This window comes from Galbibacter pacificus, assembly GCF_029603165.1.
Lineage (GTDB): Bacteria > Bacteroidota > Bacteroidia > Flavobacteriales > Flavobacteriaceae > Galbibacter > Galbibacter pacificus.
Map to the genome: position 1 here is coordinate 126,457 of NZ_JAQSVC010000005.1, position 16,145 is coordinate 142,601.

Here is a 16,145-nt window from a genome sequence, read left to right on the forward strand (position 1 = left end):
AAACTAGATAATTCTAGCATTTTTGGTTGTAGATGTTATTTTATCCTTTTGTAATTTTCCGAGAAAATGGAGTTTCCTTCATCATCAATGGTAATCTGGCTAAAATGGTTTTTGTCTGTTACCAGTTTAAACGAAAAAATCCGCATGGTATCAATAATACGCATCATGGACGCAGAACCATATTCAAGTTTTTCCTGTAAAGCATTATCCGTAGTATTGTAAGACCCGTATCCAAACCATTCAACAGAATCCTTGGGCACAAAGCGGGTCCACATAACCTTACCTTCATGATACATTTTAATTTGCCGGTAACCGTCAACATTATGAATGGTATCTATAACGGTATTATTGTCGTAGGTATAGCGGTTTTCCAGTTCCCATACACCTTGAATAGAATTTTTTTGATCATCATCTTCAGAAGTACCCGAAAGAAGCACAAGAGCAAAAACAATAACCAATGGATAAAATATTGTCTTCATAACTGCTTTATTTTTGATGAATTATTAATTTGAGTACTGTTAATTTACGAATTTTTATGTTATGAACGAAATAAAACGAACATTCTTTAATGCACGACTTTCAATATTAAATTTGTTTATTGTTTGATAATAACTTTTCATCATTTCGGCTGTAAGCTTTTTACTAAAAAACCTACTTTTGCTATATAAATATTTAGAAAGGATATATCATGTCTGAAAAAGTTGAAAGAATAAAATGTTTAATAATAGGTTCTGGCCCTGCGGGGTACACAGCTGCAATATATGCTGCCAGGGCCGATATGAAACCTGTAATCTATACAGGGTTGGAGCCCGGAGGGCAATTAACAACTACAACCGAGGTTGATAATTTTCCCGGCTATCCAGAAGGGATAGACGGCCCCTCAATGATGGTACAGTTGCAACAACAGGCAGAACGCTTTGGAACGGAAGTGAGAATAGGAATGATAACCTCCATAGAATTGAGCGATGAAGTAGGGGGCATCCATAAAGCGGTGGTAGACAATGCTACAAACATAGAGGCCGAAACGGTAATAATATCTACAGGTGCAACGGCCAAATACCTTGGACTGCCAAGCGAGCAACGCTTAAGAGGAGGCGGGGTATCTGCATGTGCTGTTTGCGACGGGTTCTTTTTTAAAGGTCAAGATGTTGCCATTGTAGGCGGTGGGGATACCGCTGCCGAAGAAAGTACTTATTTGGCCAATATTTGCAACAAAGTTACCCTATTGGTACGAAAAGGAGAGATGAGGGCTTCCAAAGCCATGCAGCACCGGGTAAACAATACGCCCAACCTGGAAGTTAAATACTACACAGAAATAGAAGAAGTTCTTGGAGACCAAGTAGTAGAAGGCCTTAAGTTGGTAAACAACCAAACCGGTGAAAAAGAGGAAATTAAAATTACAGGCTTATTTATAGCAATAGGACATAAACCAAATACCGATATCTTTAAGGACCAATTGGAAATGGACGAAACCGGGTATATTGTTACCAAGGGGAAATCCACAAAGACAAACAAGCCCGGGGTTTTTGCCAGTGGCGACGTTCAGGATAAGGAATACCGTCAGGCTATTACCGCTGCCGGGACTGGTTGTATGGCCGCTTTGGATGCAGAGCGCTATTTGGCAGCCGTTGAGAGCAAAGAAGCTGAAATAGAGGCATAAATAAAAAACCTTTGTATTAAAAAAATCAAACCCCCGGAAACAATTGCTTTCGGGGGTTTTTTAGTTAGGTTGTTTGATTGCCCACTATGTGGGTTAATCTTTTCGGTGGTCTTATAAAGTTGCACCGAAACTTACCCGCGGGAAATATCTCCCGAACCGGATACTTTAGAATCTTCTTTTTCAGGGGATCCATAATAATCAACATCTCCTGATCCTGAGACCCTTGCTTTTAAAAAGCCGTCACAATATACATCAATATCTCCAGACCCCGAAATGGAAGCATCTACATTTGTGGCTTTTAATTCCTTGGCATGGATGTCGCCAGAGCCTGAAATTGCACATTCAAAATCGGTTGTTTTACCACTTAAACTTATGTCGCCAGAGCCTGTTAAATCGCTTTCTACGCTATTTGCCTCGACAATAACCTGTAAGTCGCCAGAACCTGTAAGGTTGGCTTCAAACTGGTCGGTTTTTATGGTGTTTTTTGTAACAATATCGCCCGATCCTGTTAACGAAACCGCATCGAGGCTTTCAAAAGGAACGGTTATTAAAATTTCTTTGTTGTGGCTTGGCCTTAAGTCGTAACCCTCTTCGGTTTTAATTACAAGTTTGCTGCCCCTAACTTCGGTAACTATGTGCGGAATAAGGTTTTCTTCTGCCGAAATGGTTATTTTCCCTTCGTTTCCGGCAACAAGTTCAACATCAAAAAATCCTGCAACGTCTACTTCGGCATAATTAGAGGTATTTCTTTCCAATGTTTGAACATTTCCGTTCCCTTTTACCTTTTCGTTGCCAAACCATTGGGCATTGGCCGTTAAAGTAGCGGTTAGGGCCATACTAATTAAGATGAGTCTTTTCATTTTATATGTTTTTAAGTTATTATTTTTTTTGAAGGATTGGTAGCTGGTTACCGTCAAAGGTTTTTATTTTTTATTAAGGCTCACACCCCCATATTCTGAGTTTATGTATACTTTGTTCTTTCCACTGCTTCCGTGGTATCCTTGATAATATTTCTCGGTAGATTTGTCTCTTTTTATTTTATACTCAAAGTTGGTGTCACCACTTAGTCCGGCATATTCAAGGTCTATTTCAAAGTCAAAATGATACCCGCTGTTATAGCCTATTTTAATACCCGTATAATCGCTTTGTACGTTCAAGTTCCCGGCATCGGCGGCCATCTCGTCGATTTTTAACGAACCGTAATCCGAGCTTACATCAACATTGCCGTGCACGACCCCAAAATGTGTGGAAAGATAGTCGCCCGTACCTTTTATATTGTTGGCATTTTCCAGTTTAATACTGCCATAGTCGCAGGAATATTCAATATTTCTGGCATTTTTTACTTCCGAAGTGGTATAATCGGCACTTATTACAAGATCTCTGGCATTTTCAACTTCATAACTTGAATAATCAGCATTTATTTTACCACTTTTTATATATTCAAAAGTAGATTTAGAAGTATAATCAAAGCTCAACTGGTTATTGTCGGCATTGAGTTTGCCAATTTCCATTTTACCATAATCGCAACTAATGTTGGCCAGGCCATTAATCTCGTCAAGGTAGATCCCGCCATAATCGTTATCCAGATCTACACTGTTCCCAACGGGCACCTTTATGGTATAGTTAATTTCCATGCTAATGTTGTTGTTGTTTCCCCAGCCCCAACCGTTTTTTTGAAAAATGGTCTTGGCAGAGACCACAGAGCTCGAAGCATGGAACTCCACGTCTATCTCGTCCAGTTTTCTTTGTGCTTTTTCCTCGCTGTTGCTATTGGTTTTTATGTGCACTTCTATAACGGTTCTGTTCTCGTTCCAGGAAGTAATATACAGGTTGCCGTAACTATTCTCGATATCCAAACGGGCCGTGGGGCTTACGGTAAATTCCTTCTTTATTTTTTTCTCTTTGGTGTACTTACCGTTCCATCCCGGTCCGGATGCACTGGCCCATAGCGGCAGGCAAATAAGCACACATACTAGTTTATATAATCTGACTTTCATTGTTTGAGGTTTTTATTTGTTTAACTTCTTCTATTTGAGACAATACATCTTGCAATAAATTTATCCTTGTCTGGAAATTAATTATCATGGCATTTAAAATTTGTTTGCTGTTGCCATCGTTCGCCAAATCGGTTTCCAACTCTTTATAATCGGTTTCCAGCTTTTTTATTTGAAGCATGGCATCGTCTATCATCTGTTTGGTCTCGGGTGTTGCCTCTGCTTGAATTTTTTCCATTTCTTCGTTAATCAAAGAAGAAAAGTAGAATTCGGTCTTTTCTATCTCGGTAGGTTCTTTTACGTGTTCCACTACAGGAGAAGGCTCATAAAAGAGTTTCGCCCCGATAGCCACCAAAATAGCCAGGGAAGCGGCAATAGAGAGTGCTTTCCATACAAGGACCCGTGACTTCCTTTTAGGGAGCGCCACTACTTTTTGCTGTTTTTCCAGCTTGTTCAAAAAGCGTGCTTCGTGCCCTTTTTGGGGTTCTTCAACATCCCAATCGTTTTTCAGTTCATCAAAAAGATGTTCTATGTTGTCTTTAGGCTTCATATGGTTCTGCTTTTAATTTTTGTCTTAAGCTTTCTTTTGCCCTAGATACTGTGGTCCTGCAATTGGCATAACTCACGTTCATAATTGTACTTATTTCTTCATAATCGTATCCTTCTATTAAATGAAGGGTTAAAGCAATCCTGTAATTGTCCTTCAACATTTTCATGGTCTGCAACACTTTTTGAGCCTTAATGTTGGTAAACTCATGGTCAGGTTCAATTCCATTACTGTCTTCAACCCTATGTAAAACATCGTCCAGCGGCACAACACTGTTCCTTTGTTGTTTTCTGTAATGATGAATACTGTTGTTTATTACAATACGTTTTAACCATGCTCCAAAAGCAACTTCGCCCCTATACGTGTCAAGTTTCGTAAACGCGTTTAAAAACGATTCCTGCATTACGTCTTCTGCTTCAAAGGGGTCGTTTACAATCCTTACCGAAGTATTGTACATGGCCTTGTAATAACGGTTGTACAGCTCCATTTGTGCCGATTGCTCTCCTTCTTTGCAGCGTGCTAATAGTTGATCGGTATTTAACTTTTGTTGGCTCAAAAAGTAATTCGTTTATTATAAAGATAAGGTTCCTTTTAGATTGTTACAGTTTGCTAAAATTTTTTTTGAATTATTTTTTTATGAAGTCACCGGCTCCTTCAACATTAAGTAATACGGCAGCTAATGGAAATTGAAGACAATATCTTTCTTAACGTTTAATTTTGGTTAGTTGAGAGTTGAGAGTTGATGGTTCAGAGGCTCAAAGTTGCAAAGGTTCAAAGTTCAAGGCTCATTATGAACAAATAGCGAGTCCCTATTCACTTTTCCCTAACCACTCTTCAAAGTAGCAGTCACTTCGATGTTACGCTGCTAGGTAGCTACATAGCTATGTTGTCATCAGTATACTTGACTATTAACAGTTAACAATTAACCATTCAAATCCACAGTCACTTCGACGGAGGAGAAGTCGCATACTATCATAAGGAAATAAGCCAATAAGTTAAAAAGGAAAGGTTTTTTGTTTCAGAGGTTCAAAGTTGCAAAGGTTCAAAGTTTTACAAGTATAGGGAAAAGAGATGTTATTTGTTATTAGACCGACTTAATGCAAACAATGAGTAACTACCAACGACCAACGCATAGCAATATAACAACCTTAAACCTGAAACCTTGAACCCAAAACCATAACCCGACAGGATTAACGCATGGAAAATGTATTTAAGTTATAGGGTTTTAGTAACTCTGTTTCTTTCATCAGTTTTGGTTCGGCGTCCACATCGCGGAGGAATATTAAATCTTTTTCAAATTCATACATTTTATAGGAATAATCAAAGGTGGAGTCTTCTGTTAAAATTCTTATTATGTCCTCGCTAAAGTTTGCGCCCCCGGCCGCAAAAGACATGTTAAAGGCAACCATTCTTACGTTAATTTCGGTAATAAACGGAGTGCCGTTTTGGTCTTCTTTAAAATCGGCCGTAAAAAAACCGTGCAATTCCTGGCCTGTATGGATAGATATTAGTTCGAGCGCCTTTACAGAAGCGTCTATTAACTTAGGTTCGTTTAACAACCGCCCAAAAGAGGTATTGCCCGTAATGCCAGATGGCGCAACTTTGCTCATAATGTAATTTACACGTTCCCCGCAGGCAGCACGTAGCAGTTTTCCTTTATGGAATAGCAGCTTGCAGGCCAGATTTCTTCCCGGTAAAAAGGTACTTGCAATAAATTCGTTTACTTTAGGGTTAATGGTAATCCAGTTTTTAAGGCTGGCTTTGTCCTTTACCTTTAGGGAGCCCAAGCCGCTGGATCCAGAGGTAGAACGAATCCAGAACGGGTAGGGAAGTTGCTGTTCTATGGCGCTATAATCTATATTAAGCGGGTCAATGGTTATAGAGGCGGGCACCACCCCAACCTTTTTAAGGATATTGGTCATTAAAGCCTTATCTATTAAGTTTTCTACAATGGCATGGTCGGGTAAAAAAACCTTACATGGCCAAATACCGCCTTCTTTTTTATATTTTGTCCATTCCAGTACCTCCATTTCGGGCTGTACTATGGCAATTTCTATATCGTGTTTCTCGATAATGTTGTTAATTGCACTCCAATAGGCAGGATTTCCGGCAGGCGGTATTACATAGGTTTCATGGTACAGGTCTTTTTCATACAGGCCATGGGCCCGTGGGTTAATATCGGTACCGATAATAGTGTATTCCATGTTGCTGTAACGGTGAAGAGAACGGGCAATACTACGCGGCGTTGGCCCTCCAACTCCATTGATTAATACATTAATAGCCATATTTTTTAGTTGTTACCGTTAAAAGGTTCCATGGGAATATCTTTTTGTTGATTGACCCCTTCTTTCTTTAGTACCTTTAACATAGTTAAATAAATAATTTTAGAATCCATTGCAAAGTTTAACCGGTTTACATAATGTATGTCGTATTCAAACTTTTGGTTCCACGAGATGGCATTCCTGCCATTTATTTGTGCCCAGCCAGTAATACCGGGCTTTACAGTGTGCCTTTGTTTTTGTGTATTATTGTAAAGGGGCAAATATTTAATAAGCAGTGGGCGGGGGCCAATAAGGCTCATATCACCTTTAAGTACATTGAACAATTGGGGAATTTCGTCCAGGGAATATTTGCGTATAAAACTGCCAAACTTGGTAATACGCTCGCTATAGGGCAATAGCTCGCCGTTGGTATCTGTTTTATCGGTCATGGACTTAAACTTGACAAGCTTGAATATTTTTTCGTCTTTTCCCGGTCGAAGTTGAAAGAAAAAAGGACGGCCATTAGTTACAAACAATAGTATAATGGTTATAACAATTATTACGGGCGACAAAAATATAAGTCCGAAGGCCGCCAACATAATATCCAAAAAGCGTTTAAAAAAGCTTTTGTACATAGTTGCAAATGTTTTGGTTGTTTGTGTTAATGACAAGGTAAAATTAGCTGAAAGGGAAAATAGAATAAAAATTGTTCTTTAAAAGGCAATAAATATCGCTAAAAGAAATTTTTGGATGCCAGGCTCATAAGTATTGGACTCTCATAGAGATATAAATCTTTACAGTTTAATATTGTTGTCTTAATACATTGTATTTCAACGAAGTAAATGGCTTCTTGTCGGAAGTTGTGTATTTGAAAGATTTTTCTTGTTCTTGATGGAATTTTAAAAAGACTAGCGCATGGAATAACTACTTTTACAAAGTATTCTTCCCCATATCCAGCCGTAATTTAATCTCATTATAAAACAACCTAACGCTTAATAAAATGAGACTGAAAATTACTTTTTTTATCCTTCTAATGAGTTTTTGTGGCCTAACAGCACAAAATTTACATACACAGGCTAATGCAGCTTCTATAACAAATGAAGCAGATGCAACAACAGGATGGACTGGAGGAGCCGTAATAACTTCTACGGCTACCGATGCCCAAAATGGAACCTATTCTTTATTGATTTCATCATCTGGCGTTTCTTCAGGAAGAAATGGGGAATATACTTTTAATGTTGTAAACGGAGAAACCTACAATATTACCATTTGGGCAAAAAGGGCACCGCAAAGTTATTTGCCTGCCTTTGCAAACTGGTCTGGCTTTACAGGCTTTTCTACTACAAATATTACCAATCCCGATTGGGCACCTTACAATTTTACCCTAACGGCAAATGCAAGCACGGCGACCATTAGGATATATACCAGCCCCAGTTACAGGGGAAATATATCAGGCGATGGCGTTTTAATCGATGCCGTAAACATTACAACAGATGATCTTGACACGGAAGCCCCATCGGCGGTAGTGGATTTGGCAGCTTCGGGAACTACCGATACGGGCACGAACTTAAGCTGGACAGCCTCTACCGATAACGTAGCGGTAACCGATTATGAGGTTTTCCGTGACGGAACGAGCATTGGGTTAACGGGGGGTGCAACAAACTTTTCGGCAAGCGGTTTAACGGCCTCGACAAGCTATGCCTTTACGGTATTTGCACATGACGCCGCCGGTAACACCTCTGCGGTTAGCAACACGGCAAACGTAACGACCAATGCACCTGCCGGGGACACGGAAGCCCCATCGGCGGTAGTAGATTTGGCAGCTTCGGGAACGACAGCCACAACCACGAACCTAAGCTGGACAGCCTCTACCGATAACGTAGCGGTAACCGATTACGAGGTTTTCCGTGACGGAACGAGCATAGGCCTAACGGGGGGTGCAACAAACTTTTCGGCAAGCGGTTTGACGGCCTCGACAAGCTATGCCTTTACTGTATTTGCGCGTGACGCCGCCGGTAACACCTCTGCGGTTAGCAACACGGCAAACGTAACGACCAATGCACCTGCCGGGGACACGGAAGCCCCATCGGCGGTATCGGATTTGGCAGCTTCGGGAACGACAGCCACCACCACAAACCTAAGTTGGACAGCCTCAACCGATAACGTAGCGGTAACCGATTATGAGGTTTTCCGTGACGGAACGAGCATTGGGCTAACGGGGGGTGCAACAAACTTTTCGGCAAGCGGTTTGACGGCCTCGACAAGCTATGCCTTTACAATATTTGCACATGATGCCGCCGGGAACACCTCTGCGGTTAGCAACACGGCAAACGTAACGACTACTGCTGGAAGTGGAGGTGGCGTGACCCCATATACTACCGAGAACGCCAATTTGGATACCGTAGATTGGCAGGCCAATAATTTGTTTGCCAATGGAAACGTAGGCATTGGTACTTCGGCCACATTGGGTTATCGATTGGCTGTTGCAGGAAATATTGTTGCGGAAGAGGTTAGGGTAGCCTTGCAGGGAAACTGGCCTGATTATGTGTTTGAAGATGCATATACTTTGCCAAGTTTAGAAGAAGTAGAAAATCATATCAAAGAGAATAAGCATTTAATAAATATCCCAAGTGCTTCCGAAATTGAAAAAAACGGAATCGGATTGGGGGATATGGACGTCAAGCTACTTCGAAAGATTGAAGAACTTACGCTGTATACGCTTCAGCAGGAAAAGAAAATAAATGAACTTCAGGCCGAAAAGAATACGTTGAACGATTTATTGAAGCGTATTGAAAAAATAGAAAAAGAATTAAACAACCAATAAGAGGTATAAAATGGTACATGCAATGTTATTTTATAAAAAACTCTTGAAATCCATACCGCTTGTTGCAGTTGTTGTTTTTCTCTATCAAGGTAATTCACAGAGCATACGGAAGAATTATCAGGAAATGACGACTTATGAGAAGACAGAATTGGTAAATGCATTTTATCAACTTAGGGAAGGGGAGGACCGGATAACGGATATGTCTGATTTTCATATGAATTATTTTAATTTCGACAATATAGATCCCAACAGGCTCGACATACATTTTAACTTGCCGGAAGAACCCGAAAAAGAAATATTTTTAGCGTGGCACAGGCGTTTTATTTTTGAAATGGAACAGGCCATGCAAGATATTAATCCTAAGCTTACAATTCCGTATTGGGAGTCGTCTGTAGATCAATCTACAACATCGTCTCTTTGGGACGAAGATTTTATGGGGAGTTTTAATTCCAATTGGAACTTAAACAGAAACCTTAGCAGTTTTGGAACCTTGCCCACACAACAGGAAGTAGACAATATGTTGGCAATGACCGACTTTTTTGAGTTTTCGGACTTTTTTGAGCGCCAACGGCCACATTCGGGAGCCCATAGATGGGTTGCAGGGCCCATGTTGACATCGGCTTCACCAAGGGATCCGGTTTTTTATCTTCACCATGCTTTCGTGGATAAACTTTGGCACGATTGGGAAGAAATGCACCATAGCTCATCGTATGTCCGTACAGACATGATACGTTACGATGGGACTTATGTTTTTGATGGGCAAACCATTCCGTTGGTAAATCCCAACGATATTGTTGATAGTAGGGCCTTGGGTGTTTTTTATGCTGAAGATGGTTTGGCCACGCTCGACAATTATATTGTAAGCAATACGTATAATCCAGAGGAGCTTTTTTATTATCAGTACACCATAGAGGTCGGGAATAATTTTATAGCGCCCGAAAATACCACTTCTAAAATGGAATCCATAACCGAAGTGGTTTTAAAGCCTGGCTTTTTTGCAGAATCTGGGGCAAATTTTGTTGCAGCCATCGATACGGAAACTACTTCGTTATTGGCGGCAAGGTCCATGGTTAAAAAAGAAAGAAAGAAAAAGCCTTTTGACGATGTTCAACTGGACCAAGTCTGGCTATGGAGCGAAGGAGATATAGATCCCAACGACCCAACTGTGGTAATGCAGACATTTCCAAACCCGTTTGATTCCAAGATTACCATCAAACTAAACAAAAAAAGGGATTGTGTCATTGAAATTTACAATATGACAGGACAATTGATAAAACAGGAATTTTTCGAATTTACCAACACCTTGGAAATCAACAATCTTTTCGGACTGTCTTCAGGAACCTATTTTGTAAAAGTTTTGGGAGGTAATGGCGAAACGTTGGTAGTTAAAAAAGTAATTAAAATATAAGGTCGATGCTCATATGGTATTGTTTTGCCGTTTTATGCTTTCAACAAGGGTTTTCGTTTAAGATCGTTAATAAAACACCCTATGCAATCACTAACATTAGGCTTTATGAATATGATATGCATATTGCCTTATCCCCAAATGAAGCATCAGCCGTAAAAACACTTTCACTTTCGCCAGAAAAAGCCGAAGGGTCTTCTGTCTTAATGCTCTTTGCCGAAAATACCAATTACGGTATTTATATTGAAAACCCCCAATCGGGCAAAAAATATACCTATGTTATAGACAGCATTCAGCCAAAAAGAAATAATATATTTATCAGTACTATTATTGAGGAGCAAAAGTAAAAAATACCCATAAGCTATTTATGGTGTTCCATTTTAATGCTTTCGGGATCCCTGTACAGGCAACATGGCGGCAAGGAATTATAACTGTCATCGGCAGCTGTGTAAAGTTCTGTATCGTGGCCGGCATGGGCTATGGCTTTTTTAACATCGTCCAGATTGCATTTTCTTTCGTCCATAATAATGGTTAATTCTTTGTTGGGGATGTCCCAACTGGCATATTTAACACCTTTTACTTCAATGGCGGCTTTTTCAATACGTTTTTGGCACATGGCACAATTTCCGCTGACCGTAAAAACCTCTTTTTTGTTCTTGTCCTGTGCTGCCAAAGGAACGCTCATTACAATTGTCAGGATAATTATTAACTGTTTCATGATTTTTTATATGAAGGTGAACTTGTATGGTTAAATTTTTTATTTATTATATTTTGAAACGCATACCAATGTAATAAATTCCCGATAGAATGGGCGCATAAGTAATTGTAGAATCAAAATATTCGCCAAAAGGATCATTGCTGGCAACAATCGGGTTGTTTTGTGTGTAATTGTTTATGTTTTCTCCGCCAAGGTACAATTCAAATTTATTACTGAACACCCGCGTAATTTGTGCATTTATTACACTATACGAAGGAGAAAATGCTTTAAGTTGATAGGGCAGGGGGTTGCTGGAGGTGTTTGGCAAACGCTGTGCACCTTGCCAATGCAAAGTAGCGTCGAACCGCCATTGTTTTCCCGTAGGCTGTTTTACGGTTTCAAAGTTTAAGTTGGCAAAAAAGCGGTGTTCGGGCTGTAAGGGCTTTTCAAGTTCCCCATTGTTGTAATGGGTTTTTACATTGTAATTTTTATACGTGGCCCTTACGGACAGGTTTTGGATAATCTCGTAGGTAAAATCAAACTGGAAACTATTTGCAAAACTATTTCCGTTGAGGTTATAAAAAGAAATTTCCCTTGGATTTTCCCAGTCAACTACAACTTGGTCGGTAAACCGCGTTTGATAGAAATCGGCCGAAAGAACCATGGTCCTATTCCATAAATAGAGCTTTTGTGTAAAGCTGATGCCATAATTCCATGCGGTTTCTGGAGACAGGCCATACGTATTTCCGTTGTTGTTTTCTATGTTGATTTGTCTGGAACTGGCAAAAAGCTGTTGGTTTTCGGCAAAAATATTAGCATTTCTTTTCCCCCTTCCTGCGGAAGCCCTTATGCTTGCTTTGTCCCATAAAGCATAACGTATATGAAGCCTAGGTGTAATAAAAGTATGTAACCTGTTATGGTTGTCTATCCTGAGCCCCGCTACTAGACTCAACTTATCTAGGTTGTTGTATGTGTATTCAAAAAAAGCCCCGACCGAATTGTCCTTTCTGTCATAAATTTGCTGGTTGACCAGTTCGTTAAAAGCATCGTATGTAAAACTTATGCCCGTTTTGTACTTATGTTGTGTACTTCCAATAATGCTATTAAAAATGGCATTGGTATAAATAGACCGTTGTTGAATGTCGTAGGTATTAAACCCGTAATAAGAGTTTTGGTCATGGTCGGTATATGCCATTTGTACCCCAAAACTTTGATACGGTAAATCGGGAAATACATATCCTATTTTAGACGATAGGTCCAATCGGCTGGTATTTACTTCGCTCCCCCAGGCATTTGTTGTAAATTTATCTTCTTTTGGCACAAAATCCAGTTCCCCGGTCTGTTTTTCATCTTTTAAATATTGTATGTTAAAAAAGCCAACCCAGCCATTTTCTGGATCGGTATATTGCCATCTGTTCATAAAATTAATCTGTCTAGCAAGTGGGGTGTCCAAAAAATTATCTCCATTCTCATCAACTTTAGCAGTCCTTAAATTGCCATGAATATACAGTCCGGTAGCCAATTTATCGGTTACTTCCGTATTATAGCGGGAATTAAGCTCGAACCGGGCATAATTGTTTGCATATACATTTAGAAATAGGTTTTTGTCGGTAAAGGGTTTCACCAATTCAGAATTTATTTGCCCGGAAATACTTTCGTAGCCATTGAGAACACTGCCGGCCCCTTTGGTAATTTGTATGCTTTCTATCCAAGAGCCCGGTATAAACGAAAGACCATATATTTGAGACGCGCCCCTAATAGATGGCATGTTCTCTTGTGTAAACAACAAATACGGGCTATTAAGCCCCAACATTTGTATCTGTTTAGCCCCGGTAACGGCATCGGATATGTTTACATCGACTGCGGGATTGGTTTCAAAACTTTCGGAGAGATTGCAACAGGCGGCCTTTAACATTTCCCTATTGTCTACCGTTACCACATTTTGAACTTCAAATAGCGAGCGTTGCAATGGGTTTACCCTTTCTTCAACAACTACGGCTTCCAGTGCAATTTCGGGAAAGAGTATAATTTTTCCAAGGTTTGGCCTATTTGCCAAAATGGTATCGTTTCTAAAATCGGTATAGCTTATTACAATCTTTTTTGAGGCCTTACTGTATGGAATGTTAAAATCACCATCGCTGTCCGTAATGGTAGAAATATTATCGTTTAGCCAATGTATTTTGGCACCGCTTATCGGGAATAGTGTATTGTTATTATTGTTTGCATAAACAGTTCCTTTTATTTTTAATTGGGCATTAACATTTTTGGAGCCTACAACTAAAAACAAAAAAAATAAAAACCTACCGAGAACAATTATTGTTGGTTGATGTTGTTTCATGTATTATGCGTTCTTTTTATAGGGCAGAAATAGCTATAAGATTCTGATTTAAAGATACTTTATTTAATTGTGAATTGAGGTTACGGTTTTTGCTTTTCATAGGTATTTCATAGATAATCCATACCATTGGTGGAGTTTTACATTACAGGGGGGTAAATTCGGTTATTTTTATGGGAAATTCTTCCCAAACCGCTATGTTTTATAAATATGGTTTTATAAGATGAAGGCGACCGAGAATTGTTCTAAAAAATGTACTAATACAATTGTTTAACCAATAAAAAGATTTGATTACTGCGCACTATGGGAATGATAAATAAGTTTCGAGAAAAATCTTTTTGGCTATTGGACCTACTTAAAGGGGCCAGCATAAAAAAACATTATGATGATATTGAATTCATCATGGAAAAATACAACAGCCCACAAGCAGCATATAGACGAAAGGAACTCTTGGAAGCTTTAATGGTACATGTAAAAAAAACAGTTCCCTATTACAAAAACATAACCAATTTAAACGAACTTAAAAACTTCCCCGTTGTAAACAAAAATATTATAAGGGATTATTTTGAAGAATTTAAGTCGGATGCCTATCACGACGAAAAACTTTATTCAAGGTACACAAGCGGATCTACAGGAACCCCTTTTAGAATATATTACAATAGGAACAAGAAAAATAGAAATACGGCCGATACACTCTATTTTGCCAATAGAAGCGGGTACAAAGTTGGTCAAAAATTAGTTTATATCCGGCATTGGGATCAATACAATAGTAAAGATACCCTGTCTTCATTTCTTCAAAATATTTTGATGCATCCGGTCTCCAAATTATCCGATAGCGATATTCAAGGCCTAATGGACAAAATAGCAGAAGACCCTTCGCCTAAAAGTATATTGGGCTATGCCTCGGCACTTACAACAATTTGCAATTATCTGGAAAGTAAGAAATCGCCACCTATAAATGCCAATGTAAAGTCGGTAATAGCAATGTCCGAATACCTAAGCGCAAAGTCTAAAGAACAAATAAAATATTATTTTGGTGTGGAAGGCCTATCGAGGTACTCTAATGTTGAAAACGGTATTTTGGCGCAACAATTTCCCGGGGGGACTAATTTTCATATCAATTGGGCGAGCTATTTTATTGAAATCCTTAAGCCCGATGAAGATGTTCCAGTGGCTCCAGGAAAACCGGGCAGGATTGTAGTGACCGACTTTTACAATTACAGCATGCCATTAATTAGATACGATACCGGAGATATAGGTTGCATGGGCATTGAAGACAGCTTCAATGGAGCACCTTATTTAGAACGGATTGAAGGCAGGAAAATGGATATGATATACAATACCAAAGGGGAACTTATTACCTCGTATGTTACCTATCATTTATTGAAATACCCTAAAATCAAGCAGTTTCAGTTTATTCAGGAAAATTCAAATACTTATCTCTTCAAATTAAATGTATATGATGATTTTGACATGGAAACCGAGATGATTGATGAATTTAAAACACATTTGGGCGAAAGTGCCATTATAAAAGTAAAATATGTTAATGATATACCTTTACTGCTTTCCGGTAAGCGCAAATTGGTTATCAACAAAATGCTTGAAAAACAAAAAGGTGAACATGCCATAGACAAGTAATACCTACTTTTGGGCACCTTCACACTCTTCTTTTTATATTAACCGAACTCAGGTTATTATTTTAGATGCTTAATTTTCCTGCGGCAACCTTGTCGACCATCCAGACTATGTTCCCCGATACCGGTTGGATAAGCTGGGAAGGGTACAAAGTACTGTTTCGTTCCCCTTCGATTACTTCGTAAAGTGCGTTTGTTTTTTTCTCCCCAAACACAATAAATACTATTTTACGGGCTTTGTTTATCAATGGTGCGGTAAGAGTTATCCTGTACATGTTTTGTGGAGCAAGATAATAAGCAGCTACCTTTTTTTCTTTTTCGTTTAGCACCTTTTGGTTGGGGAATAAAGAGGCCGTATGCCCATCGTCACCCATACCGAGCAATATTAAATCGAAAATATCGCCAAGTTCTAAATGATCTTCCAGAATGGCTTCGTATTCTTTTGCATAAGCTTCCGGTTCAATGTTTTTTTTCCACATAGGGAAAATATGGTCGTTCGGGATCGGGAGATCGTTTAAAAAATCTTTAAAGGCAGCTCCTGCATTGCTTTTTTCATCGTCCAGCGGAACCCATCTTTCATCCCCCCAAAAAACGTACACCTTGCTCCAGTCAACTTGTTCTTTGTAAGCAGACGAAGCCAATAATTTGTACAAACCGGCCGGAGAGGAACCACCGGTAAGTGCCACGGTAAATTTATCCCGTTTGTCAATGGCTTCTTGAGCTTTCTCAATAAAGAGGTCGGCTGTTTGCTTGTTTAGAATATCTTTATTTTCAAATACTTGAATCAT

15 protein-coding genes are annotated in these 16,145 nt (G+C 39.3%); 5 read left to right on the plus strand and 10 right to left on the minus strand.

Translation table 11 applies throughout. From position 1 onward, the window contains the following. Positions 1 to 35 precede the first annotated feature (35 nt). Complete coding sequence (locus PSF86_RS13900; RefSeq protein WP_277900697.1) at positions 36 to 479, minus strand: hypothetical protein; 444 nt, start codon at positions 477 to 479, stop codon at positions 36 to 38. A 209-nt stretch (positions 480 to 688) separates the two neighbouring features. On the opposite strand from PSF86_RS13900, the gene trxB reads away from it, so the two are divergent. Further along, on the plus strand, positions 689 to 1,660 hold the full coding sequence (gene trxB / locus PSF86_RS13905) for a thioredoxin-disulfide reductase (protein ID WP_277900698.1): 972 nt from the start codon (positions 689 to 691) through the stop codon (positions 1,658 to 1,660). Positions 1,661 to 1,791: 131 nt separating this feature from the next. Here the strand turns inward: trxB and PSF86_RS13910 are convergent, their stop codons facing one another. From PSF86_RS13910 to PSF86_RS13935, 6 genes are all read right to left on the minus strand, one after another. Continuing rightward, a complete protein-coding gene (locus PSF86_RS13910) occupies positions 1,792 to 2,520 on the minus strand; it encodes a head GIN domain-containing protein (protein WP_277900699.1) in 729 nt (242 codons plus the stop codon). A gap of 63 nt (positions 2,521 to 2,583) precedes the next feature. Further along, positions 2,584 to 3,657 carry a hypothetical protein gene (locus PSF86_RS13915; protein WP_277900700.1) on the minus strand — a complete coding sequence of 358 codons (1,074 nt, stop codon included), beginning with the start codon at positions 3,655 to 3,657 and terminating at the stop codon, positions 2,584 to 2,586. Continuing rightward, the gene (locus tag PSF86_RS13920) at positions 3,638 to 4,204 is read right to left on the minus strand and encodes a hypothetical protein (RefSeq protein ID WP_277900701.1); all 567 of its coding nucleotides are present in this window, start codon (positions 4,202 to 4,204) and stop codon (positions 3,638 to 3,640) included. The genes PSF86_RS13915 and PSF86_RS13920 overlap by 20 nt, the downstream gene beginning before the upstream one ends. Next, positions 4,194 to 4,757: an RNA polymerase sigma factor gene (locus PSF86_RS13925; protein WP_277900702.1), complete on the minus strand. Its 564-nt coding sequence runs from the start codon at positions 4,755 to 4,757 to the stop codon at positions 4,194 to 4,196. The genes PSF86_RS13920 and PSF86_RS13925 overlap by 11 nt, the downstream gene beginning before the upstream one ends. A gap of 634 nt (positions 4,758 to 5,391) precedes the next feature. Beyond that, positions 5,392 to 6,486: an ATP-grasp domain-containing protein gene (locus PSF86_RS13930; RefSeq protein WP_277900703.1), complete on the minus strand. Its 1,095-nt coding sequence runs from the start codon at positions 6,484 to 6,486 to the stop codon at positions 5,392 to 5,394. Positions 6,487 to 6,491: 5 nt separating this feature from the next. Further along, positions 6,492 to 7,097: a sugar transferase gene (locus PSF86_RS13935; RefSeq protein WP_277900704.1), complete on the minus strand. Its 606-nt coding sequence runs from the start codon at positions 7,095 to 7,097 to the stop codon at positions 6,492 to 6,494. A gap of 365 nt (positions 7,098 to 7,462) precedes the next feature. On the opposite strand from PSF86_RS13935, the gene PSF86_RS13940 reads away from it, so the two are divergent. The 3 genes from PSF86_RS13940 to PSF86_RS13950 are packed head-to-tail and all read left to right on the plus strand — an operon-like array spanning position 7,463 to position 11,038. Beyond that, on the plus strand, positions 7,463 to 9,286 hold the full coding sequence (locus PSF86_RS13940; RefSeq protein WP_277900705.1) for a fibronectin type III domain-containing protein: 1,824 nt from the start codon (positions 7,463 to 7,465) through the stop codon (positions 9,284 to 9,286). A 22-nt stretch (positions 9,287 to 9,308) separates the two neighbouring features. After that, entirely contained in the window at positions 9,309 to 10,694 is a 1,386-nt protein-coding gene (locus PSF86_RS13945) for a tyrosinase family protein (RefSeq protein WP_277900706.1), read from the plus strand. A 5-nt stretch (positions 10,695 to 10,699) separates the two neighbouring features. Continuing rightward, positions 10,700 to 11,038 (plus strand): hypothetical protein, encoded by a 339-nt coding sequence (locus tag PSF86_RS13950; RefSeq protein WP_277900707.1) that lies wholly within the window; start codon positions 10,700 to 10,702, stop codon positions 11,036 to 11,038. Positions 11,039 to 11,052: 14 nt separating this feature from the next. Here PSF86_RS13950 and PSF86_RS13955 read toward each other — a convergent pair whose 3' ends face one another. Together PSF86_RS13955 and PSF86_RS13960 are read right to left on the minus strand one after the other, a co-directional pair. Beyond that, a complete protein-coding gene (locus tag PSF86_RS13955) occupies positions 11,053 to 11,409 on the minus strand; it encodes a heavy-metal-associated domain-containing protein (RefSeq protein WP_277900708.1) in 357 nt (118 codons plus the stop codon). A 46-nt stretch (positions 11,410 to 11,455) separates the two neighbouring features. Continuing rightward, positions 11,456 to 13,726, minus strand: a complete 2,271-nt coding sequence (locus PSF86_RS13960; protein WP_277900709.1) for a TonB-dependent receptor — start codon at positions 13,724 to 13,726, stop codon at positions 11,456 to 11,458. 342 nt (positions 13,727 to 14,068) lie between these two features. Here PSF86_RS13960 and PSF86_RS13965 point away from each other — a divergent pair, with 342 nt between their 5' ends. Next, positions 14,069 to 15,361, plus strand: a complete 1,293-nt coding sequence (locus PSF86_RS13965) for a phenylacetate--CoA ligase family protein (protein ID WP_277900710.1) — start codon at positions 14,069 to 14,071, stop codon at positions 15,359 to 15,361. A 61-nt stretch (positions 15,362 to 15,422) separates the two neighbouring features. Here the strand turns inward: PSF86_RS13965 and pgl are convergent, their stop codons facing one another. Further along, the gene (pgl, locus tag PSF86_RS13970) at positions 15,423 to 16,145 is read right to left on the minus strand and encodes a 6-phosphogluconolactonase (RefSeq protein WP_277900711.1); all 723 of its coding nucleotides are present in this window, start codon (positions 16,143 to 16,145) and stop codon (positions 15,423 to 15,425) included.

What these genes read in the sequence shown, in the direction of transcription:
- PSF86_RS13900 (WP_277900697.1), bottom strand. Translation starts at nt 479, where the DNA reads ATGAAGACAATATTTTATCCATTGGTTATTGTTTTTGCTCTTGTGCTT.
- trxB (WP_277900698.1), top strand. Translation starts at nt 689, where the DNA reads ATGTCTGAAAAAGTTGAAAGAATAAAATGTTTAATAATAGGTTCTGGC.
- PSF86_RS13910 (WP_277900699.1), bottom strand. Translation starts at nt 2,520, where the DNA reads ATGAAAAGACTCATCTTAATTAGTATGGCCCTAACCGCTACTTTAACG.
- PSF86_RS13915 (WP_277900700.1), bottom strand. Translation starts at nt 3,657, where the DNA reads ATGAAAGTCAGATTATATAAACTAGTATGTGTGCTTATTTGCCTGCCG.
- PSF86_RS13920 (WP_277900701.1), bottom strand. Translation starts at nt 4,204, where the DNA reads ATGAAGCCTAAAGACAACATAGAACATCTTTTTGATGAACTGAAAAAC.
- PSF86_RS13930 (WP_277900703.1), bottom strand. Translation starts at nt 6,486, where the DNA reads ATGGCTATTAATGTATTAATCAATGGAGTTGGAGGGCCAACGCCGCGT.
- PSF86_RS13935 (WP_277900704.1), bottom strand. Translation starts at nt 7,097, where the DNA reads ATGTACAAAAGCTTTTTTAAACGCTTTTTGGATATTATGTTGGCGGCC.
- PSF86_RS13940 (WP_277900705.1), top strand. Translation starts at nt 7,463, where the DNA reads ATGAGACTGAAAATTACTTTTTTTATCCTTCTAATGAGTTTTTGTGGC.
- PSF86_RS13945 (WP_277900706.1), top strand. Translation starts at nt 9,309, where the DNA reads ATGTTATTTTATAAAAAACTCTTGAAATCCATACCGCTTGTTGCAGTT.
- PSF86_RS13950 (WP_277900707.1), top strand. Translation starts at nt 10,700, where the DNA reads ATGCTCATATGGTATTGTTTTGCCGTTTTATGCTTTCAACAAGGGTTT.
- PSF86_RS13955 (WP_277900708.1), bottom strand. Translation starts at nt 11,409, where the DNA reads ATGAAACAGTTAATAATTATCCTGACAATTGTAATGAGCGTTCCTTTG.
- PSF86_RS13960 (WP_277900709.1), bottom strand. Translation starts at nt 13,726, where the DNA reads ATGAAACAACATCAACCAACAATAATTGTTCTCGGTAGGTTTTTATTT.
- pgl (WP_277900711.1), bottom strand. Translation starts at nt 16,145, where the DNA reads ATGATTCAAGTATTTGAAAATAAAGATATTCTAAACAAGCAAACAGCC.